The following is a 24,236-nucleotide window of genomic DNA, read 5'->3' on the forward strand; positions in this document are numbered from 1 at the left end:
ATTCAACACATCCAGGTTGGACAAGCTGACATTGCCCCGCTGCGTGGGCAAACAATGCTCGATCTGGGCGAACTGCGCTGGCGTGATTTCCATGCACGGATTTTCTCGCAGCCCGTACCTTCAAGTCAAATAGTGTTAACACGCCCTAGTCCCGCGCCTCGACCGTCGACGCGAAGACATAGCCTTCGCTTCGCACCGTCTTGATGTAGCGCGGCTCGCGCGCATCGTCGCGCAGGCGCTGGCGCAGGCGGCTGACCAGCAGGTCGATCGAGCGTTCGAAGAGCTCCGCTTCCCGGCCCTGGGTCAGGCTCAGCAGCTGGTCTCGGCTGAGCACCTTCTGCGGATGGTCGAGGAAGACCCGCAGGAGCCGGTACTCCGCACCGCTCAAGGCCACCATGACCCCGCTCTCGTCGAGCAGGTGCCGCGCCGTGGTGTCCACCGTCCATTCGCCGAAGGCGAGGTTGCGGGCCGACTCGGTCGATCCCATGTTCGGCGGCAGCATGCGCGTGCGGCGCAGCACGGCGCGCACGCGCGCGAGCAGTTCCCTGGCGGCAAAGGGCTTGGCCAGGTAGTCGTCGGCCCCCATTTCGAGACCGAGGATGCGGTCGGCCTCCTCGCTGCGAGCGGTCAGCATGAGGATGGGCGTGGCCTTGTACTTGCCCGTGCGCAGGTCGCGGCAGAGCGTCAGGCCGTCTTCGCCCGGCAACATCAGGTCGAGAATGATCAGGTCGAAGGGGCCCGATTCCTCCAGCGCCGCGCGCATGTGGCGGCCGGTCGGCACGGCGGCCACCCGAAGGCCGTTCTTGACCAGGTAGGTGGTGAGCAACTCACGGATCTCCCGGTCGTCGTCAACGATAAGGATGTGGTCGGCGGGCTGTTGGAGCATGGCGGTTGGCATGGAGCGGGAGCGCTATGCCCCGAAATGTAGCCCGCCCATCGCCCGGAGGCCGGGCCTTTGTATGTCTGTGTATCCGGCCCACTGAAATTTACTGTGTGGCCCGGCGGGCCGGATACACAGGCGTACATGACCGGGCCCCGCAGGGCGTCGCGGGGCCTATAAACCGGGCTGTGCATCGTCCGCACGCCCGACCGCCCCTGTCCTCAACCGCCTGGAGAATCCATTGCGCCGCGTCATCGACCCATCCTTCGCCGGCGCCATGAACGACAGCCGCGCCGAGGGCCTGCGCCGGCTCGTCCCCCGCAGCCTGTTCGCCCGCGTGACGCTGATCATCGTCGTGGGTCTGGCGATCGCGCAGCTGCTGACCTTCGCGTCGATCCGCTATGAGCGCGGCGAGGCGCTTCGCAACCTGATGATGACCGGCGTGGAAACCGACATCGCCAGTTCGGTCGCCATCCTGGACCGTCTGCCGGCGGCCGAGCGCGAAAGCTGGCTCGGCCGCCTGGAACGCCGCAACTACCGCTTCCAGCTCGGCGGGACGGTGACGGGGCCCGAACCCGCGCCGGGTTTCCCGCATGACTTCGTGCAGACCATCGTCAATGCGCTGCGTCCCTTCGAGGTGGTCCGCACGGCCGAGGTCGGCGGACCGCGCGGCGATCTGCGGATCCAGGTCCGGTTGACGGACGGCAGCGCATTGATCGTCCATGCAAGGCGCGTGGAGATGCCGGTGTCGACCTGGGTCATGTGGGTGCTCGGGTTCCAGCTGGTGGTGCTCGCGCTCTGCGCATGGCTCGCCGTTCGCCTCGTCACGCGGCCGCTGGCGCAGCTCGCCGCCGCGGCCGACGAATTGGGGCCCGACCTGAAGGCCCGCAAGCTGGAAGAAGCCGGGCCCACCGAGGTGGCGCACGCGGCACGCGCGTTCAACGCCATGCAGGCGAGGATCGCCGGCTACATGGCCGAGCGCGTCGAGATCCTGGCGGCGATCTCGCACGACCTGCAGACGCCGATCACCCGCCTGCGCCTGCGCACCGACCTGATGGACAGCGAGCAGGACCGGGTGAAGTTCCGGCAGGACCTGGACGTCATGAACACGCTGGTGAGGGAAGGCATCACCTACGCGCGCACGCTGCACGGCACCACCGAGCCGGCCTGCCGCATCGATGCCGACGCCCTGTTCGAGAGCATCGTCGCCGACTATGAGGATGCGGGGCAGCAGGTGCAACTGGAAGGGCGGATCGGCGAGCCGGTCGTGACGCGTCCCAATGCCTTGCGCCGGATTCTGGTCAACCTCACGGACAACGCGCTGAAATTCGGCAGCGACGTGCGCATCCGCGTGCAGGCCGATGGGCGGCGCCTGGTCGTCAGCGTGATCGACAACGGCCCGGGCATCCCGCCCGACCAGCTGGATGCCGTGCTCAAGCCCTTCTACCGCGTGGAGAGCTCGCGCAACCGCAGCACCGGAGGCACGGGCCTGGGGCTGGCGATCGCGCATCAGCTGGCGATGGCCATGGGCGCGGAGCTGGCGCTGCGCAACCGCAGCGAAGGCGGGCTCGAGGCCCGGCTCACGATCGACACGCTCGCCCAAGCCCCGGCCTGAGCACGCCACTTCACCACGGCAAGACCATGTTCACACTGATCGTTGCATACATCGGCGGCGCGCTCACCATCCTGAGCCCGTGCATCCTGCCGGTTCTCCCCTTCGTGTTCGCGCGCGCCGACCGGCCGTTCAGGTCGCACGGCCTGCCGATGCTGCTGGGCATGGCGCTGGCCTTCGCCGCCATCGCGTCGCTGGCCGCGGTGGGCGGCGGCTGGGCGGTGGCGGCCAACCAGTATGGGCGCCAGGCGGCGATCGCGCTGCTGGCGGTGTTCGGCGTCACCCTGCTGTTCCCATCCCTGGCGGACCGCATGAGCCGGCCGCTCGTGGCGCTGGGCGTTCGCCTGTCCGAATCGCGGCCGCACGAGGCCTCCGCGCGCGCATCCATCCTCACGCCCGTGCTGCTGGGCGTCGGCACCGGCCTGCTGTGGGCGCCGTGCGCGGGTCCGATCCTCGGCCTGATCCTGACGGGCGCGGCCATCAACGGCGCCAGCGCCGGCACCTCGCTCCTGCTGCTGGCCTACGCCGCCGGCGCATGCACCTCGCTGGCGGCGGCGCTGCTGTTCGGGGGGCGCCTGTTCTCGGTCATGAAGCGATCGCTCCACACCGGCGAGTGGGTCCGGCGGGCCGCCGGGGTCGCGGTGCTGGCCGGGGTCGGCGCCATCGCGCTGGGCCTGGATACCAGCGTGCTCAGCCGGATCTCCTTCGCAGGCGCGTCGGAACTGGAGCAGTCGCTGGTCGAGAAGATCGCACCCCCGAAGCCACCGCCGACGCGCGCAGACACGCAAGCGCGCGCCGAGGAAGGTGGCCTGATGCGGACGGCGGCGACCCTCTCGCCCATTCCGGCGCGCACCCTCGCGACGGAAGGCACGTTTCCATCGCTGGCAGGCGCCACCGAATGGATCAACTCGCCGCCGCTGACGCCCGAGGCCCTGCGCGGCAAGGTGGTGCTGGTCGACTTCTGGACCTACTCCTGCATCAACTGCCTGCGCACCCTGCCCTACGTTCGCGCATGGGCCGAGAAGTACAAGGATGCGGGCCTGGTGGTCATCGGCGTGCATTCGCCCGAGTTCGCCTTCGAGAAGCGCTCGTCCAACGTGCACAAGGCCGCGCGCGATCTCGGTGTCGGCTTCCCCGTGGCCGTCGACAGTGATTTCGCGATCTGGCGCGCATTCGGCAACCAGTACTGGCCCGCGTTCTACTTCATCGACGCGCAGGGCCGCATCCGCCACCACCAGTTCGGCGAGAACCAGTACGACAAGTCGGAAGAGGTCATCCAGCAACTCCTGGCCGAGGCGGGACACACGGGCATCCCCCCCACGCTGGTCTCGCCGCAAGGCCAGGGCGTCCAGGCGGCGGCGAGCCCGACGCTGCCCTTGTCGGGAGAGACCTATCTGGGCTATGCGCAAGCCCGGGGCTTCGCGTCGCCGGGAGGCATCGTGAACGACAGCTCGCACGTCTATCAGGCCGTCTCGCCGCTGCGAACCAACCAGTGGGCGCTGACGGGCGATTGGACGGTGGAGCGCGAACGCGCGGTGCTCACGGGTCCGAACGGCCGCATCGCCTACCGCTTTCATGCGCGCGACCTGCACCTCGTGCTCGGACCCGCGGCCGACGGGAAGCCGGTGCGCTTCCGGGTGCTGGTGGATGGCAAGCCACCGCTGGCGGACCACGGATCGGACACCGACGCGCAGGGCCATGGATGCATCGACGGGCAGCGCCTCTACCAGCTGGTTCGCCAGGTGACGAACGAGAAGGACCGGCTGTTCGAGATCGAGTTCGCGGACCCGGGCGCGCAGGCCTACGTGTTCACCTTCGGGTGAGCGCGGGGCGATGCGAAAGCCATCGGCCGACGCTCAGAGCAAGCCGAGCGTCATGGCCTTCAGCGTGGCGGCGGCGCGCGTGGTGCAGCCCAGCTTGCGGAAGATGTTCTCCAGGTGCGCACGCACGGTGCTGGGACTGATGCCGAGGAACCTGGCCGCCTCCTTGTTGCTGTCGCCGAGGCTGATGCGGCCCAGCACCTCGACTTCGCGATCCGAGAGAAGCGCCGCCTCCCGCGCCGGCGTCGGACCCGCTTCGCGGGGCTGCCCGCCGGTCAACGCCGAGATGGCGGACGCATCGAGCCGGCCGCGTTCGCCTTCGCGCCGCAGCGCGACGGCGGCATCGGCCTCCGACAAGGCCACCCGGCCGGGCCGGCTCGTGCGCAGGGCCACCCAATGCGCGGCAACCGCGAGCACTCTGGCTTCGATGTCGATCGATGGCCCCCTGGCGCCGCGAAAGAAGCCGGAGCCGTCCAGGCGTTCGTCGACGAAGGATGCGATCTCCGCCTCGGCCCTCAAGGCTTCGATGCGGCGCGCCGCCCGGTCGGTCCAATAGGGCACGAGCCGCAGCCGCTCGAAGTCGGCCTCGCTGCGAACGCCGGGCGAGTCCCACAGCGGATTCGGGACGGACGCGCGGCCGATGCCATGGATCAGTCCCGCGCGCTGCACTCGCCCCTGCTGGAGCTCGCCCAGGCCCATGCCGGCCGCGCAGAGGACAGCCGCATCCGCCACCCGGCGCGAGTAGCCGGTCATCCACGGCAGCTTGAGATCGATCACGTCGGCGATCAGTTCGAGCGGCGTCGTCACGTCTCCCAGAATGGCGGCCGGGGCCTGCATCTCGGCGGCAGCCGCGCCCTGCTCCAGGGCGTGGAGCCAGTCCACCGCATGCTGCCTCACCGCATCCACGAGGAAGGCCGGATAGCGCGCATCGGCCCTGTCGCCGATGAAGCGCAGGGCGTTGCCGAGCCCATGAACGCGGGAGAAGATTTCGAGGTCGCCCGCGATCGAGACGATGAACACCTCGCCGGGTGTTCGCAGGGCTTCGCGGCCGTCCGGATCCACCGGCCCGTCGAAGCTCTCGAAGATGTGCCGGAGCGCAAGCTCGACCGCCGGCGGCAGACCGAGCGTGCGGGCGATGTCGCCCGAGACCTCGCAATGGATCTGCGCCAGGGCGCCGACCGAGCCGGCGAACTGGGCCGCCGCGCTGGCCGATGCCGTCGACAGCATGCTGCGGCGCCCGCCGACATCGTCGCCCAGCAGGTCGGAGAACTCGGGTGCGTTGGCCGTGCAACCCGACCAGCGCAGCAGCGAGACGCAGGCCACATGACCCGGCGTCGCCGCGTCGCGGTCGATCGCCGCCGCCAGCCGTGATGCGATCCATGCGGTGCGCGCCGAATGGTCGATGGGCTGCCCCATGCTCAGGTCGCCGACGAAGGCGAGGGCCTTGATGGCGTCGAAGACCTGGATGCGGGGCGCGGACGGCACGGAGGAACTACCTGGATTGACGGACTGCCTCGAGTATCACCGCGGCCACCTTGTCGGGGTGCGAGTCCTGAGCCACGTGGCTGCTGGTGGCCAGGGTAGTGACCTGGGCACCGATCCTCCTGGCCATGTCGATCTGCTGCGCCGGCGGGATCATGTGGTCGGCCCCGGTCACGACATACCAGGACGGCTTGGTCTTCCATGCGGCGACCGAGACCTTCTGCTCGAAGGCCTTGGCCTGGATCGGGCCTTGCGTGGCGGTCATCACGGCCGTCACGGAAGCGGGCAGGTCCTGCGCGAAATGCTTGCTCATGCCCTCCGCCGTCAGCCGGAGGAAGCCGGCGGCGTCCGCCGTGATGTGAGCGAAGCCGGGCGGCGGGGGAAAGTTCTTGCCGAGTTCGCCCGCGGATTGCCCGGCGTCCGGCGCGAAGGCCGCGACATAGACGAGCGAGGAGACCTTGTCGTCGGCGCCGGCCTCGGTGATGACGGTGCCGCCCCACGAATGACCGACGAGCACGACCTTGCCCGGCTGCGCGTCGATGACCCTCTTGGCGGCGGCGACGTCATCTTCCAGCGAGGTCAGCGGATTCTGCACGGCCACGACATTGACGCCCCTGGCCTGGAGCAGGGGAATGACCTTGGCCCAGTCCGAGCCGTCGGCGAAGGCGCCGTGGACGAGGACCACGCTGGGGGCTGCGGGAGCGGCCGCGACAGCGGAGAAAGACAGGCCGATGGCCAGGGTTGCGACGACGAGTTTGAGGCGTTGAAGTTGCTTCATGGGGTTGCCCGGATGGAAGTGAAGGGGAACCCGTACTGTCGGCGCACGGGCCCGCTTCCACCATCGGACGAATGTCCGATCGCAGCCGACTCCCCGAGGCTCAGATCGCGACCAGCTGGCGCACGCCCTGCGCCTCCATGTCCTTGCCCAGGCCGCGCGCGATGACTTCGCCGCGCTCCATCACCAGGTAGTCGTCGGCGAGTTCCTGCGCGAAGTCGTAGTACTGCTCGCACAGGATGATGGCCATGTCGCCGCGATCGGCCAGCATGCGGATGACGCGGCCGATGTCCTTGATGATGCTCGGCTGAATGCCCTCCGTGGGCTCGTCGAGGATCAACAGCCTGGGCTTGGGCGCCAGGGCGCGCGCGATGGCGAGCTGCTGCTGCTGGCCGCCCGAGAGGTCGCCGCCGCGGCGGTTGAGCATCTGCTTCAGGACCGGGAAGAGCTCGTACAGCTCCGGGGGCACGGGCGTGCTGCCGGATTTGTAGGCGAGGCCCATGCGCAGGTTTTCCTCGACCGTGAGCCGGGCGAAGATCTCGCGGCCCTGCGGCACGAAGCCGATGCCGGCACGGGCGCGGTCGTAGGGCGTCTTCTTCTGGATGGCCTCGCCGTCGAATTCGATGCTGCCGCTCTTGATCGGCACCAGGCCCATCAGCGACTTGAGCAAGGTGGTCTTGCCCACGCCGTTGCGGCCCAGCAGCACGGTGACCTTGCCGGCGGTGGCCTCGAGGCTGACATCCCTCAGGATGTGGGAGCCGCCGTAATACTGGTGGATGTTCTTGACTTTCAGCATGTGCTCAGCGCCCCAGGTAGACCTCGATCACGCGCTCGTCCGCCTGCACCTCGTCCAGCGTGCCCTGCGCCAGCACGGCGCCGTCGCACAGCACGGTCACGATCTCCGAGATGGTGCGGATGAAGCTCATGTCGTGCTCGACCACCATGAGGGAATGCTTGCCCTTGAGCTTCAGGAACAGCTCGGCGGTGCGCGCCGTCTCCTCGTCCGTCATGCCGGCCACGGGCTCGTCCAGCAGCAGCAGCTTGGGGTCCTGCATCAGCAGCATCCCGATCTCCAGCCACTGCTTCTGCCCGTGGCTCAGGTTGCCGGCCAGCCGCAGCACGCTGCCTTCCAGGTGAATGGTGTGCAGGATCTCGGCCAGCCGGTCGCACTGCGCCGAATCGAGCTTGAACATCATCGAGGCCTTCACGCCCTTGTCGGTCTTCAGGGCCAGCTCCAGGTTCTCGAACACCGTGAGCTGCTCGAAGACGGTCGGCTTCTGGAACTTGCGGCCGATGCCCAGCTGGGCGATCTCGGCTTCCTTGTGGCGCAGCAGGTCGATGGTGCTGCCGAAGAAGACAGTGCCTTCGTCGGGCCGGGTCTTTCCGGTGATGATGTCCATCATCGTCGTCTTGCCCGCGCCGTTGGGGCCGATGATGCAGCGCAGCTCGCCGGGCGCGATGTCCAGCGACAGCTTGTTGATCGCCTTGAAGCCGTCGAAGCTCACGCTCACGTCTTCCAGGTAGAGGATGCGGCCGTGCGTGGTGTCGACCTCGCCGGTCGCGTGCCGGCCGTAGCCCGCGGCGCGCCCGCCCGAGGCGGTCATGTGGGCGTGAGCGACGTCGGCGTGCCGGGCGATGCGCTCGGCGCCGGCGTCCATCAGGTCGGGCGTCATGCGCGGGCTCCCTTGGTTTCCACGATCAGCGGCGCCAGGGCGGCGGGCTCGACGCCCTGCTCGGCGGCCATGGCGCGCTGCGCCTCGCGCCGGCCTTCGCTCGGCGCCTTCTCGCCCTGCTCCCGGTGGCCCCCCCGGGCCGCCCACTTCCTCACCAGCCCGACGATGCCATCCGGCAGGAACAGCGTGACGCCGATGAAGAGGGCTCCGAGGAAGTAGAGCCAGTACTCGGGGTAGGCCACCGTCAGCCAGCTCTTCGCGCCGTTGACGATGAAGGCGCCGATGATCGGCCCGATCAGCGTCGCGCGGCCGCCGACCGCGGCCCAGATGGCGATCTCGATCGAGTTGGCGGCGCTCATCTCGCCGGGGTTGATGATGCCGACCTGCGGCACATAGAGCGCGCCGGCCACGCCGCACATGATGGCAGAGATGACCCAGATGCAGAGCTTGTAGCCCAGCGGGTTGTAGCCCGAAAACATCACGCGCGTCTCGGCGTCGCGGATGGCCTGCAGCACGCGGCCGAACTTGCTGCCGATCAGCCACTTGGCGAACAGGAAGAAGCCCAGCAGCGTGAGGCCGGTGAGCACGAAGAGCGTCATGCGCATCTCCTGCGTCGCCATCGGGATGCCCAGGATGCGCTTGAAATCGGTGAAGCCGTTGTTGCCGCCGAAGCCGGTCTCGTTGCGGAAGAACAGCAGCATGGCCGCGAAGGTCATGGCCTGCGTGATGATCGAGAAGTAGACGCCCTTGATGCGCGAGCGGAAGGCGAAGAAGCCGAACACGAAGGCGATCAGGCCCGGCACCGCGACGATGAGGATCAGTGTCGCGACGAAGCTGTCGCTGAAGGTCCAGTGCCAGGGCAGCGTCTTCCAGTCGAGGAACACCATGAAGTCCGGCAGGTCGCTCTTGTAGTTGCCGTCGCGGCCGATCTGGCGCATGAGGTACATGCCCATCATGTAGCCGCCGAGGGCGAAGAACAGGCCGTGGCCGAGCGAGAGGATGCCGGTGTAGCCCCAGATGAGGTCCATGGCCAGCGCGCAGATGGCGTAGCACATGATCTTGCCCACCAGCGCCACCGCGTAGTCGCTCATGTGCAGCGCGCCGCCCGGCGGCACCAGCATGTTGAGCACCGGCGCCAGCGCGCAGACCAGGATCAGCGCGACGAAGAAGGCGGTCCAGCCCTTGCCGCTCAGCAGCGGGCCCTTGGAAGGAAGCGTGACGTGTTTCATGTGCGGAGCGGGCGCGAGGAGGCCGCGCCGGTCCGCCGGCGTTGCCCCCTTGAGGAGGTGCGGAGCCACACGAGGTGGGCGAGACTGGGGGTGGTCATGCCTCGGCGCTCCGGCCCTTCATCGCGAAGATGCCTTGCGGGCGCTTCTGGATGAAGATGATGATGAAGACCAGCACCGCGATCTTCGCGAGCACCGCGCCGGCCCAGCCTTCGATGAACTTGTTGAGGATGCCCAGGCCCATGGCCGCATACACCGTGCCCGCGAGTTGTCCGACGCCGCCCATCACCACCACCATGAACGAGTCCACGATGTAGCTCTGGCCGAGGTCGGGGCCGACATTGCCGATCTGCGACAGCGCGCAGCCCGCCAGGCCCGCGATGCCGGAGCCGAGCGCGAAGGCGTAGGTGTCGATGCGCGCGGTGTTGACGCCCATGCACGAGGCGATGGGCCGGTTCTGCGTGACGCCGCGCACGAAGAGGCCCAGCCGCGTGCGGCCGATGAGCCAGCCCATGGCCAGCAGCACGAGCACCGCGAAGATCACGATGCAGATGCGGTTCCACGGCAGCGTCACGTTGCTGAGCATCGTGAAGCCGCCGCTCATCCAGCCGGGGTTCTCGACGCCCACGTTCTGCGCGCCGAAGATCGAGCGCACGAGCTGCTGCAGCATCAGGCTGATGCCCCAGGTGGCCAGCAGGGTCTCGAGCGGCCGGCCGTAGAGGAAGCGGATCACGCCGCGCTCCAGCACCGCGCCGACCAGCGCCGAGGCGAGGAAGGCGACGGGAATCGCGGCCACCAGGTACAGGCCGAAGGCCGACTCGGGCAGGTAGCGCTGGAAGATGCCCTGCATGACGTAGGTCGCATAGGCGCCGATCATCATCAGCTCGCCGTGGGCCATGTTGATGACACCCATCAGCCCATAGGTGATGGCCAGTCCGAGCGCGGCCAGCAGCAGCACCGAGCCGAGGCTGACGCCGCTGAAGATCGCATTGATGCGGTCGCCCCAGACCAGGGAGGCGTCGATGTCGCGGATCGAGGTGCCGATGGCGCCGCGGACCTCGGCGTCGGTCTCGTCGGAGAGGCGCTCGTTGAGCAGCAGCTTGGTCTCGGGGCTGCGGCTGTCGCCGAGCATCTCGGCGGCGGCGATGCGCTTGGCCTTGTCGGCGCTGTTGAGCATGCTGGCGGCGCGGACCAGTTCCAGCTGCGTCTTGATCCGGGGGTTGGTCTCGGCGGCCAGTGCCTTCTCCACGATCGGGAGGCGCGACTCGTCGGGCTCCTTGAAGAGCGCGAGCGCGGCTTCGGCGCGCACCGCATCGTCCTTGCTGGTGAGCTTGAGCGCGGCCTGCGCGGCATCGAGGGCGCCGCGCATCAGGTTGTTGTTGACGACGTCCTCGGCGCTGTCCGGCAGCTTGAGCTCGGCGCCGGTGACGGGGTCGTAGGCCTTGTCGTCCTTGATGACGAAGACCTTGTCCTCGGTGTACTTGACCGCGTCGTCCGACATGGCCTGGATGAAGGCGGCGGTCTTCTCGTCGGCTGTGGCGACGGCCTTGTTGAGGGCCGCGATGCGTGCCTCGGATTCGCCCGACGCGATGGCCTTCGCTTCGTCGGCCGTCAGCGCGTGCGCCGGAACAGCCGCCAGAAGCATGAACGCCGCCAAGCCGGAACAGATGGAACGCAGGAATGTGTGCACGGTGTTCTCTGATACGGGAACACCGCGGAACCGGCTTCGCCGGGCCGCGGGTGTTGCCCCTTGAGGGGGATTCGGCTACACGAAGTGAGCAGCAAACGGGTTGGCTCGCCTACATCGACTTGCCGGCCGGGTAGTCGGGCTTCTTGTCGTTGCCTTCGATGTACGGGCTCCACGGCTTGGCCTTGACCGGGCCCGGCGTCTTCCACACCACGTTGAACTGGCCGTCGGCCTTGATCTCGCCGATGAACACGCTCTTGTGCAGGTGATGGTTCTTCTCGTCCATCTTGGAGACGATGCCCGAGGGCGCATTGAAGGTCTGGCCGGCCATCGCCGCGATCACCTTGTCGGTGTCGGTGCTCTTGGCCTTCTCGACCGCCTGCTTCCACATGTGGATGCCGATCCAGGTGGCTTCCATCGGGTCGTTGGTGAGCGGCTTGTCCTTGTGGCCGGGGATGTTCTTCGCCTTGGCGTAGTCGCTCCACTGCTTGATGAACGCCGTGTTGGTCGGGTTCTTGATGCTCATGAAGTAGTTCCACGCGGCCAGGTGGCCGACCAGCGGCTTGGTGTCGACGCCGCGCAGTTCTTCCTCGCCCACGGAGAAGGCGACCACGGGCACGTCCTTGGCCTTCAGGCCGGCGTTGCCGAGTTCCTTGTAGAAGGGCACATTGGAGTCGCCGTTGATGGTCGAGACCACCGCCGTCTTGCCGCCGGCCGAGAACTTCTTGATGTCGGCGACGATGGTCTGGTAGTCGCTGTGGCCGAAGGGGGTGTACTTCTCGTCGATGTCGGTGTCCTTCACGCCCTTGCTCTTGAGGTAGGCGCGCAGGATCTTGTTGGTGGTGCGGGGGTACACGTAGTCGGTGCCCAGCAGCACCCAGCGCTTGGCGCCGCCGCCTTCCTTGCTCATCAGGTAGTCGACCGCCGGAATCGCCTGCTGGTTGGGCGCCGCGCCGGTGTAGAACACGTTCTTGCTGAGTTCCTCGCCCTCGTACTGCACGGGGTAGAACAGCAGGCCGTTCATTTCCTCGACCACCGGCAGCACCGACTTGCGCGACACCGAGGTCCAGCAGCCGAAGATCACGGCGACCTTGTCCTGGCCGAGGAGCTGCTTGGTCTTCTCGGCGAAGAGCGGCCAGTTGGAGGCCGGATCGACCACCACGGGCTCGAGCTTCTTGCCGAGCACGCCGCCATGGGCGTTGATGTCGTCGATGGCCATGAGCACGGTGTCTTTCAGCACGGTCTCGGAGATCGCCATGGTGCCGGAGAGCGAGTGCAGCACGCCGACCTTGATGGTGTCCTGCGCGAACGCGGGCGCCGCGGACAGGCTGGCGAGAGCCACGGCGGCGGTGAGCGCCTTGAGGGTGAAACGACGTTGCATGGTGACTGCCTTCTCCTGGTTGGGGGTGAACGATGGAGGGGAGTCTGCGCAATGGGTTGCGCCGGGGAAATACGCCCGGTGGCGTACACGATTCAGGCGCGCGGGAGCTGCGGGCGGTTCTGCTTCAGGTGCCGCGACAGCTGCCGCTTGATTTCAAGCGCGGTGGCGACGTGCAGCTTGAGGTCGTCGGCGCCGTCACGAGGAGCAGGACCATCGGGACCGGCGCTGCCGATCGCGCGGCGAACATGGTGCTGTTCGCGCGGCAGCCGCTGTGCCTGTTCGACGAAGTGTTGCACGCTGATACACTGCCGCCGCCAAGCGAGCGGCCATGAGCAACCCTGCGAGTTGCATCTGGCACGCCGGCGAGCAGTCCCATCATGACAAGACAAGTCGGAGACAAGCATGAGCATCCAAGGAACATTCTCGAAGAGCCGGTCCCTTCTGGCACTGGCCGCGCTCGCGGCGCTGGCCGGCGCTGCGCGCGCCGACGTCCTCGACGACGTCAAGGCCCATGGCGTCGTCAAGTGCGGCGTGACGCAGGCGGCCCCCGGCTTCTCGGCCGAGGACAACGCCGGCAAGCGCAAGGGCTTCGACGTCGACCTGTGCAAGGCCATCGCCGCGGCCACGCTGGGTGACGAGAGCAAGATCCAGCTCGTGCCGATGGACCTGAAGACCGCGTTCGCCGGCCTGCCCACCGGCGCCGTCGACGTGCTCACGCACCGCTTCACCTGGACCCAGAGCCGCGACGTGAGCGGCCTGAAGTTTCCGAAGGTGATGTTCTTCGACGGCCAGGGCTTCGCCGTCACCACCAAGTCGAAGGCCAGCAAGGTCGCCGACCTCAACAACGCCACGATCTGCACCGCGCAGGGCAGCACCTCGGAACTCATCGTGGCCGACTACTTCCGAGCCCACAAGCTCAAGTACAAGATCGTGACCTTCGCCTCCCAGGAACAGGCCTGGGATGCCTTCGTCGGCAAGCGCTGCGACGCCGCCATCAACGACCGTTCGGGCCTGGCCGCCCGCCTGGCCGCGCTGCCGAACCGGGACGAGTTCAAGGTGCTGACCGAGACCCTGTCCAACGAGCCCATCGGCCCGATCGTGGCGCAGGGCCAGCCGCGCTGGGAAGCCGTGGTGCGCTTCACGCTGAACGCGCTGGTGGCCGCCGAGGAAATGGGCGTGACGCAGGCCAACGTCGATGCGCAGAAGAGTTCGCAGAGCCCCGACGTGCAGCGCCTGCTCGGCGTGACCGGCGACTTCGGCGTCAAGCTGGGACTGGAACCCGACTGGGCCTACAAGGCGATCAAGGCGGTGGGCAACTACGGCGACGTGTGGGACCGCAATGTCGGCCCCAAGACGCCGCTGCGGCTGGAACGCGGACGCAACGCGCTGGTCGCCAATGGCGGCCTCATGATGGCGATTCCCGTCCGCTGATGCCTCGGGGCCTGCCGCCGCCTCGCTGGTGGCGGGCCTGAAGCTCGCATGGCGGTCCATCCACGCAAGAAGCTCTCCCGCGCCGTTCTGATCGAACGGCTGCCGGGCCACGTCGGCCAGCTGGTGCTGCTGGTCCTCGTGGCCTGGCTCCTGTGGCGTGGCTTCTCGAACTTCCTCGGCAACGCGCGCGCGCTCGGCGTGTCGGTCGGCTACGGCTTCCTGCGCGGCGAGGCGGGCTTCGAGATCGCGCAGGCGATGATTCCCTTCGGCCCGGCGTCCAGCTACGGGGACGCGATCATCGTCGCCACGCTCAATACCCTGCTGGTGATCGTGCTCGCCGGCGTGCTGAGCACCTTGATCGCGCTGGCCATCGCCTTCGGGCGCCTGAGCGCGCAGCCGCTGATCCGCGCTGTGTCATCGGCCTATGTGGAGGTGTTTCGCAACATCCCCTTGCTGCTGCAGATCTTCTTCTGGTACTTCTCGGCGATCGCCCTGCTGCCGGGCGTGGGCGAGAGCTTCCAGCTCGGCGCCGTGCTGCTGAACAACCGGGGCCTGTTTCTTCCGCGCCTGCTGATGACGGCGACGGGCCTCTGGGCCGCGACGGGCGCGCTCGCCGCCTTCGTCCTGCTGTTCATGGCGGCGCGGCGCTGGCTGCGCTCGAAGGCCATGGGCGGCGCCGGCGCCCAGGCGCTGGCGGCGGTGCTGCTGATCGCGCTGTGCCTCGCGCCGCTCGGGCTGATGCATGCGCAGTTCGAGCTCGACCGCCCCGCCGTGGAAGGCTTCAACGTCGGCGGCGGCCTGGCGCTGCTGCCCGAACTGATGGCGCTGACGCTGGGCCTGTCGATCTACAACAGCACCTTCCTGGCCGAGATCTTCCGCGCCGGCATCCTGTCGGTGCCGCGCGGGCAATCCGAGGCGGCGGCCACCGTGGGCCTGACGGGGGTGCGTGCCGCCCTGCTGGTCATCCTGCCGCAAGCCCTGCGCCTGGCGCTGCCGCCGGCGGCGGGGCAATACCAGACGCTCGCCAAGGCCTCGTCGCTGGCGGCGGCGATCGGCTACCCGGACATCATGCAGATCGTGGGCGGCACGCTGCTCAGCCAGACCGGCCAGGCGCTCGAGGCGATGGCGCTGGTCGTGCTGCTCTACGCGGCCATCAACCTCCTCATCGCGCTCGCGGTGAACCTGGCGAATCGCCGCCTGCTCAAGTCCCGGCGCCGCTGACATGACCCACTTCGTGCGCCAGGCATTGATCGATCCGCGGCCCGCGCCGGTAGTGGCAGTGCCCGCCCTGGCCCGCTGGCGCCGCGCCTGGTTCCCGACGCCCGTGACGGGCCTGCTGTCCCTGCTGCTGCTGGCGGCCTTCGCCGTGTTCGGCTGGCGCTTCCTCGGATGGGCCGTGGTGCACGCGCACTGGCTGGGCAGTTCCAGCAGCGCGTGCCCGGGCGACGAGGGCGCCTGCTGGGCCTTCATCATTGCCCGCTGGAAGCCGTGGCTGGTCGGCGACTATCCCTCCGAGCAGCTGTGGCGCGCATGGGCCTGCTTCGCGGCCTTCGCGCTGTTCTGGACCTGGGTGGTGCGGCGCTCGCACACGGCAAGCCAGCAGCGCGTGCTGGTCGGCTTCGCGCTGCTGCCGCTGCTCTTCTTTCCGCTGCTGCTCGGCGGCGGCGTGCTGCCCTTCGTGCCGCCGACGCGCTGGGGCGGGCTGCTGCTGACGCTGGTGGCCACGCTCGCCACCTTTGCCACGGCCTTGCCGCTGGGCCTGGCGCTGGCGCTCGGGCGCCGCTCGCGGCTGCCGGTGCTGCGCTGGCTCTGCGCGGCCTTCGTCGAGGGCATGCGCTCGGTGCCGCTGCTGGTGGTGCTCTTCATCGCGGCCACGCTGCTGCCGATGTTCCTGCCCAACGGGTGGAACGTCGACCTGTTCACGCGCGCCGTCGTGGCCTTCGCGCTCTTCAACGCGGCGATGGCGGCGGAGGTGTTTCGCGGCGGGCTGCAATCCATCGGCCACGGCCAGCTCGAGGCCGCCACGACGGTGGGCCTGAGCGACATCGCCGCCCTGGGCCTGATCGTGCTGCCGCAGGCCGTGACGGCCGTGGTGCCGGCGCTGGTCAACATCATGATCGCCGTGATCAAGGAGACGACGCTGCTGTCGGTAATCGGCGTCAACGATCTCCTGGGCGCGGTGGAAAGCGGCGCCAAGTCGCCCGACTGGACCGGCGAATCCAACATCCTGACCTCCGGCCACGTCTTCCTGGCGCTGGCTTACCTTCTGGTCTGCCACGGGCTGTCGCGCTACAGCCGGCGGCTCGAAACCAGGCGCTGACCCCATTGCCTCCGATGACGAACCACTCCGCCCCGCCCTCCTCCGACCCGAATGCCGCCATGGTGCGGATGACCGGCATCAACAAGTGGTACGGCGCCTACCACGCGCTGCGCGACATCGACCTGCAGGTGGCGCCGGGCGAACGCATCGTGATCTGCGGGCCCTCGGGCTCGGGCAAGTCCACGCTGGTGCGCACCGTGAATCTGCTGGAGCCCTTCCAGCAGGGGCACCTGCGGGTCTGCGGCGTGGAGATCGGCGCCGACGAGATCACGCGCGCGGCCAGGCTGGCGGTGAACCGGCGCGTGGGCATGGTGTTCCAGCAGTTCAATCTCTTTCCCCACATGACCGTGCTGCAGAACCTCACGGTGGGGCCGGTGTGGGGCAGCGGCGTGGCCCGGCAGGAGGCGCACGAGCGCGCCATGCACTACCTGGCGCGCGTCGGGCTCGTGGACCATGCGCACAAGCACCCGGCGCAGCTCTCCGGCGGGCAGCAGCAGCGCGTCGCGATCGCGCGCACCTTGTGCACGCGGCCGCAGGTGGTGCTCTTCGACGAACCCACCGCCTCGCTCGATCCGGAAATGGTCAACGAAGTGCTCCAGACCATGGAGAGCCTGGCCGGCGAGGGCATGACCATGATGATCGTCACGCACGAGATGGGATTCGCGCGGCGCGTGGCGGATCGGGTGATCTTCATGGACCAGGGACAGATCATCGAGACCGCGCCGCCGGCGGATTTCTTCGAGAGGCCGCGCAGCGCGCGGCTGCAATCCTTCCTGGGGCAGCTGCTGGCGGCCTGACGCCGCGATCACTTGCGATTCGACCGCGCCGTGCTCAGGCGGTCATAGCCGCTCAGCTCGAGGAAGCCCTGGCCTTCGGCGCTGCCCGTCACCTTGACGGGCCCCTCCCAGTAGATGTTCGAGGTCGTCTCGCGCGCATCGAATTCCTCGTCGGCGACCAGCGGCTTGACGTTCAGGACGCCCGAAGGCAGCTTGATGCTCCATTCGAGGACATAAGCGATGCCGGTGGCCGGGCTGGTCCAGGTCTTTCCGGGCGTCAGCTCGACCTCGCCGGGGTTGAGGGGAACAGCCCCTCGCGCATTCGAGAGGGTGCCGGCAGTCGTCATCTTCTGGCCGTCCGCATCGAAGATCGCATAGAGCATCAGGTCGGAACCATCCGCCAGGTGCAACGCGAACCAGTCCCAGCCGAAGCCGAGCGCATCGAAGTCACCCCATTGATGGTCGAACCAGACCTCGCCCTTGACCGGGACCGTCTTGCCGCCGATCGACAATTCGCCCAGCGCCGAGACGCGGGGGCGCGAGTAGTAGTAGCTGATGCCGCCCTTGCCGAAGTCGAGCAGCCCCGGCGTCTCCGAGCCCGCGGCGCGATGCAGGACCGCCTCGCGTGTATCGGTGAGGTCGAGCGCGAAGGACACGCCCTGGAAGGCGGCGCGCAAGACGTGGGAAGGACCGGAGCCGGCGATCTGCCAACCGTCCTGCCTGAAGTCGAATCCGTTGGCGACATCGTTCGCCGGGATACCGCCGGTGCGGCTCTGGGTCGTATAGCGCTTTCCGGTTTGAAGGTCGGTCAGCGCGGCCTGCATGACCGTGTGCTTGATCAGCCCGTTGGCCACGAACACGACCGCGTGAAACGAATAGTGATTGCCTGTCGGGTCGTCGAGGATGCCGTTGTAGTACCACCATTCGATGCCGGACCCGTGGGGGGCGTCGTCCGCCGGGAGGTTCAGGGGCGCGAGGGCGGCGGTGCGCTCCACCGGCTTCCGGACCGCATCGACCGACTCGATGGCGGCGACGGCCGGCACCGGCGTGGATTCCCACGCATACAGCAGGTACGCGCCGATGACGGCGAGGATGGCGGCCAGGGGTCCGAGGTAGCGCTTGAAGCCCCTGCGTCGCTCCGACCGCGCCCGCGAGGAACGCGAACGGCCCGGGCCGGACCGTCGGTGGTCTCTCCTGGCTTGGTCATCGGCTTTCATTGGCAATCCCCATGTGTGAGCGTGAGCGACAGGACCGCAGCCTAGCATCGCCGACAAGGCGCAGCCTTGCGTCGACCTGACTTCCGTGTCTCACCATGGGCCGCGCGCGAAGAAGAGCACCAGGCGCAAGGACGCGCCCACGAGGAGGTGAGCGTGACGGCGACGCCGAAATGTGCATCGTCGCGCATCAGGCGGGATGCTTGCCGTCCGCGGCAACCGCCGCCTTGAATTGCTTCGCCGCGAACGCCCACACCAGCTTGGACGCGTCGGGCCCGGCCGCGTCGCTGAAGAGCATGCTGGCCGCGCCACCGCTCCACGCGTGGCCGAGGCCGGCGATCTCGCACAGCGTGACCAGCGTGCGGCCCCTGCGGGTGTAGTCGGTGATGCGCATCGGATGGCGCTTGCCGCGTTGCTGCGTGCGGGCGCTCCCGGGCTGCGCGCCGGTGGCCATCGCCCACACGGCGGCACTGCTGCCGGCATTGCTCGACGAGACGACGCGGTCCGCATCGCCATGCAGCACCAGCATCGGCGGCAGTGTGGCGAAGGCCGCCGCCGCACCCATGGCCTTGCCCACCGCCGTGGCCGGCATCGGGGGCACGTGCCGGCCTCGCATGGCGCCCAGCGCGGTCGCGGAGGACCTGGCGGCGCCGGGCGCGACGCCCGAGTGCATGGCGACCGCCTTGAAGCGCCCCGGGTAGCGCGTGGCGACCAGCGCCGCCATGCTGGCACCGGCAGACAGCCCCGCGATCGCGACGCGCTCGCGGTCGGCCGGGTAGAGCAGCAGCACCTGGTCGACCGCCGCCATGAGCGTCGCGGCCTCGGCGTCGGCCTTGCCGGAACGGCGCTCGTACCAGTTCCAGCAGCCTTGCGCGTTGGCGAGCCTGTCCTGCTCGGGGTAGAGCACGAGGAAGCGCTCCCGGTCGGCCAGCCGGTTCATCCGGGTGCTGGCGGCCAGGTCGCGCCCGGTCTGGCCGCAGCCGTGCAGCATGACCATCAGGGGCAGCTTCTCGCCGGGGGCAAGCTGGAGGTCGGCCGGGCGGTACATGTGAAAGCGGCGCGCCCCCGCCGGGCCCAGCGCCATGCCGGAGAGCCAGTCGCCACGGCCCGGGGGCGGCTTGAGTTCCTTCGCGGCCGCGCGCCGCACCTGGCCCACGATGCGCTTGCTGCCGCCGATCGCGGCCTTGGTGAGCGCGTTCAGGTTGCGCTGGTAGGCGCGTGCGAGCGGAGAGACGGAGCGCGAGGGGCGGCGGGCCATGGGCGGGGAGGTCAGTGAACCCGCACGGTAGCAGCTTCGCCCGATCGGGGCCACCGCGCGGGCGCGCCCGCCGCTGCCACGATCAGTACAGCTCGGGCACGTACATGTCCGCCGGCACCGGCTGACGGAGATAGTCGGCATGGCGCTCGCGCGCGGGGAGCGTCACCGCCGGATGCGCGACTTCCTCGTAGGGCAGCTGGCCCAGCAGGTGGCTGATGCAGTTCAGGCGCGCCTTCTTCTTGTCGACCGCCTGCACCACCCACCACGGCGCTTCGGGGATGTGGGTGCGCTCCAGCATGATCTCCTTGGCCTTGGTGTATTCCTCCCAGCGGCGGCGCGATTCGAGATCCATCGGACTCAGCTTCCATTGCTTGAGCGGATCGTGGATGCGGCCCAGGAAGCGCATGTGCTGCTCATCGTCGGTGATGGAGAACCAGTACTTGATGAGCTTGATGCCCGAGCGCACGAGCATGCGCTCGAAGTCGGGCACGGTGCGGAAGAACTCCTCGTACTCGTCGTCGCTGCAGAAGCCCATCACCCGCTCCACGCCGGCGCGGTTGTACCAGCTGCGATCGAAGAGAACCATTTCGCCCGCCGCCGGCAGGTGCGCCACGTAGCGCTGAAAGTACCACTGGGTGCGCTCGCGATCGTTGGGCGCCGGCAGCGCGGCGACGCGGGCGACGCGCGGGTTGAGCCGCTGGGTGATGCGCTTGATCACGCCGCCCTTGCCCGCCGCGTCGCGGCCTTCGAACAGGATCACGACCTTCTGCTTGCTGTGCTGGACCCAGTCCTGCAGCTTCACGAGCTCGCCCTGCAGGCGGAACAGCTCCTTGAAATAGGCCTGCCGACCGGCCTTGTCGCGCAGCGTGCCGGATTCGAGCTCGTCCAGGCTGCGGTCCTCGAGCTCGAGTTCGAGCTCCTCGTCATAGCTGTCGACCAGGTCGCGGGCGATGCGCTGCATCAGTTCTTCGTGGTCGTTGAGGGTGCTGGGCAGCGTCATGGTCGGCTCGAAAGGCAGGGGAAAACCCATGTTCCGCGCCGCGCATGACAGCGCGGTGACAGACGGCATCCACGCCCGGCGTCGTCACGAAACTGACACATGACGCGCCGACGATGACGCTTCCCCCAACGACGCGTTGCGCGACCTTTCTTGCTGCACGATCCGATCGCCCACGCCGACTCCCTCGGCGGCACCTACGGCAGCGATGAAGCGGGCCTGATCTGCGGCTACCTGTTCGATGCCTCGTCGCTGGAGCCCGCGCGCGCCGTCGACTCGGCGCAGGCGGCGGCGTGGCTCGCCACGCACGCGCGCGCCGCGGGCGGCGCCTACATGTGGCTGCACTTCAACCTCAGCCATGCGCAGGCCGGGCGCTGGCTGGCGCGCCATGCCCATCTGTCGGACATCTTCTTCGAGACGCTCAAGGACGGCCTGCACTCGACCCGCATCGAGCGCGCGGACGACTCCCTGATCGCCGTCATCAACGATGTGCACTTCGACTTCAGCTTCGAGCCCTCGGACATCTCGACCCTGTGGATCAACGTCGGCCCGCGCCTGGTGGTCACGGCGCGCACCAAGCCGCTGCGCTCGGTGGACGCGCTGCGCACGGCCGTCAAGGCCGGAGACGCGCCGCGCTCCACCACCGAGCTGCTCGAACACCTGCTGCGCGCCCAGGCCGACGTGCTGGTGAACATCGTGCGCGCCGTGACGACGCGCATCGACGAGATCGAGGACGAACTGCTGGCCGGCCGGCTCGACCACAAGCGCGCGCGCCTGGGCATGCTGCGCCGGGTGCTGGTGCGACTGCAGCGCCTGCTTGCGCCGGAGCCGGCCGCGCTGTTCCGCCTGCTGCAGAGCCCGCCGGCCTGGATGACCGCGCCCGACGCGCAGGAACTGCGCGGCACGACCGAGGAATTCTCGGTCGTGCTGCGCGACATGCAGGCGCTGCAGGAGCGCATCAAGCTGCTGCAGGAGGAAATCGCGGCCAACGTCAACGAAGACAACAACCGCAGCCTCTTCGTGCTCACGGTGGTCACCGTGCTGGCCCTGCCGATCAACATCATGGCGGGCCTGTTCGGCATGAACGTGGGCGGCATCCCGCTGGCCGACCACAAGCAGGGCTTCTGGATCGTGGTCGGCATCGTGCTGACCATCACCGCCGGCGCGGCGTGGCTGGCATTCCGCAAGAAGCGGTGATATTGGAGAACGAATAAGATCGTGGCGTGTCCTCGATCCTCAACGCCGATCTGCATTGCCACTCCGTGGTCTCGGACGGCACCCTGACGCCCGAGGCGCTGGCCGAGCGCGCCGCCGCCAACGGCGTCGAGCTCTGGTCGCTGACCGACCACGACGAGGTGGGCGGCCAGACCCGCGCAGCGGCGGCCGCGCGCGAGCATGGCATGAAGTACCTCACCGGCACCGAGATCTCGGTCACCTTCGCGGGCGAGACGGTGCACATCGTGGGCCTGGGCTTCGACCCGCACGACGCCGCCATGAGCGAAGGCCTCTACGACACCCGCGGCGGGCGCGGCAAGCGGGCGCGCGAGATGGCCGAGGGCCTGGCCCAGGTCGGCATCCAGGGCGCCTACGAGGGTGCGCTGCGCTTCGTCGGCAACCCCGAGCTGATCTCGCGCACCCATTTCGCGCGCTTCCTGGTCGAGCAGGGCCATTGCCGCGACACCTCCGAGGTGTTTCGCAAGTTCCTGACCGAGGGCAAGCCCGGCTTCGTGCCGCACCGCTGGGCCACGCTGAAGGACGCCGTCCACTGGATCAACGCCGCCAAGGGGCTGGCCGTCATCGCCCATCCGGGGCGCTACAGGTTCACCGCGAACGAGGAGTACGCGCTCTTCGTCGAATTCAAGGCCCACGGCGGCCAGGCGATCGAGGTCGTGACCGGCAGCCACACGACGGCCGAATACGTCGAATACGCCGACAAGGCGTTGGAATTCGGCTTCGCGGCCTCGCGCGGCAGCGATTTCCACAGCCCCGACGAAAGCCATTGCGACCTGGGCAAGCTGCCCCCGCTGCCAGGCAAGCTCACGCCGGTGTGGGAGCTGCTCGAGCACCGCATCCAGTGAGCGCGCGCGACATCGAGTCGGAGCGCATCCTCGCGGGCATCGGCATGGTCGTGCTCGCGGTCGCCTGTTTCGCGACGCTGGACAGCGCCACCAAGCTCTCCACGGCGGCCGTTCCCATCCTGATGGGGGTGTGGGTCCGCTATGCCTTCCAGGCGGTCGCGACCACGGCGGTGCTGCTGCCGAAATACGGCACCGCCCTGCTGCGCACGCGGCACCCCCGCTACCAGTTGCTGCGGGGCGCGCTGCTGCTCGCGTCGAGCACGCTGGCCTTTCTCAGTCTGCGCTACATGCCGCTGGCGGAGTTCACCTCCATCGTGCTGATCGCGCCGCTGGTCATCACCCTGCTGGCGGCGACCACGCTCAAGGAAAGCGTTTCGCCGCTGCGCTGGGTGCTGGTGGCGGGGGGCTTCGCCGGTACGCTGGTCATCCTGCGCCCGGGCGGGGGCGCCCTGAGCTGGGCGGTGCTGCTGCCCCTGGGCCTGGTGCTCACCAACGCCTGGTTCCAGGTGCTGACGAGCCGGCTGGCGCAGACGGAGAACCCGCTGACCATGCACTTCTATACCGGCTGGGTCGGCACGCTGGTGGCATCGCTCACGCTGCCCTTCGCGTGGGCGGCCCTGCCCTCCTGGCACTGGTGGGCCCTGCTCTGCCTGATGGGCTTCATGGGGACCGTGGGGCATTTCATCCTCATCCTCGCCTACCAGCGCGCGCCGGCTTCCACGCTCACCCCCTACCTCTACGCCCAGATCGCCTTCGCGATGCTGGGCGGCTGGATCATCTTCTCCCACGTGCCGGACCTGTATTCGCTCGCCGGCATGGGGCTGATCGCCGTCTGCGGCGCCGCCGGCGCATGGCTGACCGTGCGCGAGCGCCGGGTGCCGATCGAGCCCGCCGAGTCCTGACATCCCGCGTCACGATCTCGCGGCAAAATGCCCTGATCCTTTCGCCTCCAGCAGCTCATGGCCCAGTTCTTCGAAGTCCATCCCGACAATCCGCAGCAGCGCCTGCTCAAGCAGGCGGTCGCCCTGCTCGCGCGCGGCGAAATCCTCGCCGTGCCGACCGATTCGAGCTATGCGCTGGTCTGCCACCTCGACGACAAGGATGCCGTCGACCAGCTGCGCCGCATCCGCCAGGTCGACGACAAGCACCACCTGACGCTGATCTGCCGCGACCTGAGCGAGCTCGCCAACTACGCCCGGGTCGACAACAAGCAGTACCGGCTGCTGAAGGCGGCCACGCCCGGGCCCTACACCTTCCTGCTCGAGGCCACCAAGGAAGTGCCGCGGCGCGTGAGCCATCCCCAGCGCAAGACCATCGGCCTGCGCGTGCCCGACCACAAGGTGCTGTGCGACCTGCTCACGCTGCACGGCGAACCGCTGCTGGCCACCACGCTGATCGCGCCCGGCGAAACCGAGGCGATGAACGACGCCCAGCAGATCCGCGAGCGCTTCGAGAAGCAGATCGGCGGCGTCATCGACGCCGGCGCCTGCCCCTCGCAGCCCACCACGGTAGTCGACCTCACGCCCATGGGCACGGGCGGCGACCCGGTGCTGGTGCGGCAGGGCCGCGGCGCGCTCGCCGTCCTGGGCCTCTGAATCGCTGCCGCGACATATAACCCCGTCTGAG

At 68.6% G+C, this 24,236-nt stretch carries 22 protein-coding genes; 10 read left to right on the plus strand and 12 right to left on the minus strand.

All coding sequences use genetic code 11. The features are described from left to right. Positions 1-145: 145 nt before the first annotated feature. Positions 146-886, minus strand: coding sequence for a response regulator (locus AC1DNF_RS24725; protein ID WP_478151289.1), 741 nt, complete (start codon positions 884-886; stop codon positions 146-148). Positions 887-1,157: 271 nt separating this feature from the next. Here AC1DNF_RS24725 and AC1DNF_RS24730 point away from each other — a divergent pair, with 271 nt between their 5' ends. Next, entirely contained in the window at positions 1,158-2,495 is a 1,338-nt protein-coding gene (locus AC1DNF_RS24730; RefSeq protein WP_478151345.1) for an ATP-binding protein, read from the plus strand. Positions 2,496-2,521: 26 nt separating this feature from the next. Then, positions 2,522-4,315 (plus strand): cytochrome c biogenesis protein DipZ, encoded by a 1,794-nt coding sequence (locus AC1DNF_RS24735; protein WP_478151290.1) that lies wholly within the window; start codon positions 2,522-2,524, stop codon positions 4,313-4,315. A 33-nt stretch (positions 4,316-4,348) separates the two neighbouring features. Here the strand turns inward: AC1DNF_RS24735 and AC1DNF_RS24740 are convergent, their stop codons facing one another. The 8 genes from AC1DNF_RS24740 to AC1DNF_RS24775 all read right to left on the minus strand — a co-directional run bounded on the left by AC1DNF_RS24740 (position 4,349) and on the right by AC1DNF_RS24775 (position 12,832). Then, the gene (locus AC1DNF_RS24740; protein WP_478151291.1) at positions 4,349-5,797 is read right to left on the minus strand and encodes an HD domain-containing phosphohydrolase; all 1,449 of its coding nucleotides are present in this window, start codon (positions 5,795-5,797) and stop codon (positions 4,349-4,351) included. 7 nt (positions 5,798-5,804) lie between these two features. After that, positions 5,805-6,572, minus strand: a complete 768-nt coding sequence (locus AC1DNF_RS24745) for an alpha/beta fold hydrolase (RefSeq protein ID WP_478151292.1) — start codon at positions 6,570-6,572, stop codon at positions 5,805-5,807. A gap of 100 nt (positions 6,573-6,672) precedes the next feature. Further along, complete coding sequence (gene urtE, locus AC1DNF_RS24750; RefSeq protein WP_478151293.1) at positions 6,673-7,365, minus strand: urea ABC transporter ATP-binding subunit UrtE; 693 nt, start codon at positions 7,363-7,365, stop codon at positions 6,673-6,675. A gap of 4 nt (positions 7,366-7,369) precedes the next feature. Continuing rightward, positions 7,370-8,242: an urea ABC transporter ATP-binding protein UrtD gene (gene urtD, locus AC1DNF_RS24755; protein ID WP_478151294.1), complete on the minus strand. Its 873-nt coding sequence runs from the start codon at positions 8,240-8,242 to the stop codon at positions 7,370-7,372. Beyond that, positions 8,239-9,471: an urea ABC transporter permease subunit UrtC gene (gene urtC / locus AC1DNF_RS24760; protein ID WP_478151295.1), complete on the minus strand. Its 1,233-nt coding sequence runs from the start codon at positions 9,469-9,471 to the stop codon at positions 8,239-8,241. The genes urtD and urtC overlap by 4 nt, the downstream gene beginning before the upstream one ends. Before the next feature lie 94 nt (positions 9,472-9,565). Next, on the minus strand, positions 9,566-11,113 hold the full coding sequence (urtB, locus tag AC1DNF_RS24765; protein ID WP_478151346.1) for an urea ABC transporter permease subunit UrtB: 1,548 nt from the start codon (positions 11,111-11,113) through the stop codon (positions 9,566-9,568). Positions 11,114-11,267: 154 nt separating this feature from the next. Further along, positions 11,268-12,536 carry an urea ABC transporter substrate-binding protein gene (gene urtA, locus AC1DNF_RS24770; protein ID WP_478151296.1) on the minus strand — a complete coding sequence of 423 codons (1,269 nt, stop codon included), beginning with the start codon at positions 12,534-12,536 and terminating at the stop codon, positions 11,268-11,270. 92 nt (positions 12,537-12,628) lie between these two features. Further along, positions 12,629-12,832, minus strand: a complete 204-nt coding sequence (locus AC1DNF_RS24775; protein WP_478151297.1) for a hypothetical protein — start codon at positions 12,830-12,832, stop codon at positions 12,629-12,631. A gap of 106 nt (positions 12,833-12,938) precedes the next feature. Here AC1DNF_RS24775 and AC1DNF_RS24780 point away from each other — a divergent pair, with 106 nt between their 5' ends. From AC1DNF_RS24780 to AC1DNF_RS24795, 4 genes are read left to right on the plus strand one after another with little or no spacing between them, the layout of a single operon-like run. Continuing rightward, entirely contained in the window at positions 12,939-13,967 is a 1,029-nt protein-coding gene (locus AC1DNF_RS24780; protein WP_478151298.1) for an amino acid ABC transporter substrate-binding protein, read from the plus strand. Between the two features lie 48 nt (positions 13,968-14,015). Next, a complete protein-coding gene (locus tag AC1DNF_RS24785) occupies positions 14,016-15,188 on the plus strand; it encodes an ABC transporter permease subunit (protein WP_478151299.1) in 1,173 nt (390 codons plus the stop codon). 1 nt (position 15,189) lies between these two features. Further along, the gene (locus AC1DNF_RS24790; protein WP_478151300.1) at positions 15,190-16,287 is read left to right on the plus strand and encodes an amino acid ABC transporter permease; all 1,098 of its coding nucleotides are present in this window, start codon (positions 15,190-15,192) and stop codon (positions 16,285-16,287) included. 14 nt (positions 16,288-16,301) lie between these two features. Next, positions 16,302-17,084, plus strand: a complete 783-nt coding sequence (locus AC1DNF_RS24795) for an amino acid ABC transporter ATP-binding protein (protein ID WP_478151301.1) — start codon at positions 16,302-16,304, stop codon at positions 17,082-17,084. An 8-nt stretch (positions 17,085-17,092) separates the two neighbouring features. Here the strand turns inward: AC1DNF_RS24795 and AC1DNF_RS24800 are convergent, their stop codons facing one another. The 3 genes from AC1DNF_RS24800 to ppk2 form a co-directional block, all read right to left on the minus strand. After that, positions 17,093-18,280, minus strand: a complete 1,188-nt coding sequence (locus tag AC1DNF_RS24800; RefSeq protein ID WP_478151302.1) for a lipocalin family protein — start codon at positions 18,278-18,280, stop codon at positions 17,093-17,095. Between the two features lie 187 nt (positions 18,281-18,467). Next, complete coding sequence (locus tag AC1DNF_RS24805; protein WP_478151303.1) at positions 18,468-19,535, minus strand: extracellular catalytic domain type 1 short-chain-length polyhydroxyalkanoate depolymerase; 1,068 nt, start codon at positions 19,533-19,535, stop codon at positions 18,468-18,470. An 82-nt stretch (positions 19,536-19,617) separates the two neighbouring features. Next, on the minus strand, positions 19,618-20,535 hold the full coding sequence (ppk2, locus tag AC1DNF_RS24810) for a polyphosphate kinase 2 (protein WP_478151304.1): 918 nt from the start codon (positions 20,533-20,535) through the stop codon (positions 19,618-19,620). A 150-nt stretch (positions 20,536-20,685) separates the two neighbouring features. Between ppk2 and AC1DNF_RS24815 the strand changes: the two genes are divergently transcribed. From AC1DNF_RS24815 to AC1DNF_RS24830, 4 genes are read left to right on the plus strand one after another with little or no spacing between them, the layout of a single operon-like run. Then, complete coding sequence (locus tag AC1DNF_RS24815; RefSeq protein ID WP_478151305.1) at positions 20,686-21,729, plus strand: transporter; 1,044 nt, start codon at positions 20,686-20,688, stop codon at positions 21,727-21,729. 26 nt (positions 21,730-21,755) lie between these two features. After that, a complete protein-coding gene (locus tag AC1DNF_RS24820) occupies positions 21,756-22,610 on the plus strand; it encodes a 3',5'-nucleoside bisphosphate phosphatase (RefSeq protein WP_478151306.1) in 855 nt (284 codons plus the stop codon). 44 nt (positions 22,611-22,654) lie between these two features. Further along, positions 22,655-23,512, plus strand: a complete 858-nt coding sequence (locus tag AC1DNF_RS24825; RefSeq protein WP_478151347.1) for a DMT family transporter — start codon at positions 22,655-22,657, stop codon at positions 23,510-23,512. Positions 23,513-23,569: 57 nt separating this feature from the next. Continuing rightward, on the plus strand, positions 23,570-24,205 hold the full coding sequence (locus AC1DNF_RS24830; RefSeq protein WP_478151307.1) for an L-threonylcarbamoyladenylate synthase: 636 nt from the start codon (positions 23,570-23,572) through the stop codon (positions 24,203-24,205). The last annotated feature ends 31 nt before the right edge of the window (positions 24,206-24,236 follow it).

The organism is Variovorax sp. 01T432, from assembly GCF_056398605.1.

Excerpts from the sequence above, each read along its gene's own strand:
- AC1DNF_RS24725 (WP_478151289.1), bottom strand. The coding sequence starts at position 886 with ATGCTCCAACAGCCCGCCGACCACATCCTTATCGTTGACGACGACCGG.
- AC1DNF_RS24730 (WP_478151345.1), top strand. The coding sequence starts at position 1,158 with ATGAACGACAGCCGCGCCGAGGGCCTGCGCCGGCTCGTCCCCCGCAGC.
- AC1DNF_RS24735 (WP_478151290.1), top strand. The coding sequence starts at position 2,522 with ATGTTCACACTGATCGTTGCATACATCGGCGGCGCGCTCACCATCCTG.
- AC1DNF_RS24745 (WP_478151292.1), bottom strand. The coding sequence starts at position 6,572 with ATGAAGCAACTTCAACGCCTCAAACTCGTCGTCGCAACCCTGGCCATC.
- urtE (WP_478151293.1), bottom strand. The coding sequence starts at position 7,365 with ATGCTGAAAGTCAAGAACATCCACCAGTATTACGGCGGCTCCCACATC.
- urtD (WP_478151294.1), bottom strand. The coding sequence starts at position 8,242 with ATGACGCCCGACCTGATGGACGCCGGCGCCGAGCGCATCGCCCGGCAC.
- urtC (WP_478151295.1), bottom strand. The coding sequence starts at position 9,471 with ATGAAACACGTCACGCTTCCTTCCAAGGGCCCGCTGCTGAGCGGCAAG.
- urtB (WP_478151346.1), bottom strand. The coding sequence starts at position 11,113 with ATGCTTCTGGCGGCTGTTCCGGCGCACGCGCTGACGGCCGACGAAGCG.
- urtA (WP_478151296.1), bottom strand. The coding sequence starts at position 12,536 with ATGCAACGTCGTTTCACCCTCAAGGCGCTCACCGCCGCCGTGGCTCTC.
- AC1DNF_RS24780 (WP_478151298.1), top strand. The coding sequence starts at position 12,939 with ATGAGCATCCAAGGAACATTCTCGAAGAGCCGGTCCCTTCTGGCACTG.
- AC1DNF_RS24785 (WP_478151299.1), top strand. The coding sequence starts at position 14,016 with ATGGCGGTCCATCCACGCAAGAAGCTCTCCCGCGCCGTTCTGATCGAA.
- AC1DNF_RS24790 (WP_478151300.1), top strand. The coding sequence starts at position 15,190 with ATGACCCACTTCGTGCGCCAGGCATTGATCGATCCGCGGCCCGCGCCG.
- AC1DNF_RS24795 (WP_478151301.1), top strand. The coding sequence starts at position 16,302 with ATGACGAACCACTCCGCCCCGCCCTCCTCCGACCCGAATGCCGCCATG.
- AC1DNF_RS24800 (WP_478151302.1), bottom strand. The coding sequence starts at position 18,280 with ATGAAAGCCGATGACCAAGCCAGGAGAGACCACCGACGGTCCGGCCCG.
- AC1DNF_RS24805 (WP_478151303.1), bottom strand. The coding sequence starts at position 19,535 with ATGGCCCGCCGCCCCTCGCGCTCCGTCTCTCCGCTCGCACGCGCCTAC.
- ppk2 (WP_478151304.1), bottom strand. The coding sequence starts at position 20,535 with ATGACGCTGCCCAGCACCCTCAACGACCACGAAGAACTGATGCAGCGC.
- AC1DNF_RS24825 (WP_478151347.1), top strand. The coding sequence starts at position 22,655 with ATGGTCGTGCTCGCGGTCGCCTGTTTCGCGACGCTGGACAGCGCCACC.
- AC1DNF_RS24830 (WP_478151307.1), top strand. The coding sequence starts at position 23,570 with ATGGCCCAGTTCTTCGAAGTCCATCCCGACAATCCGCAGCAGCGCCTG.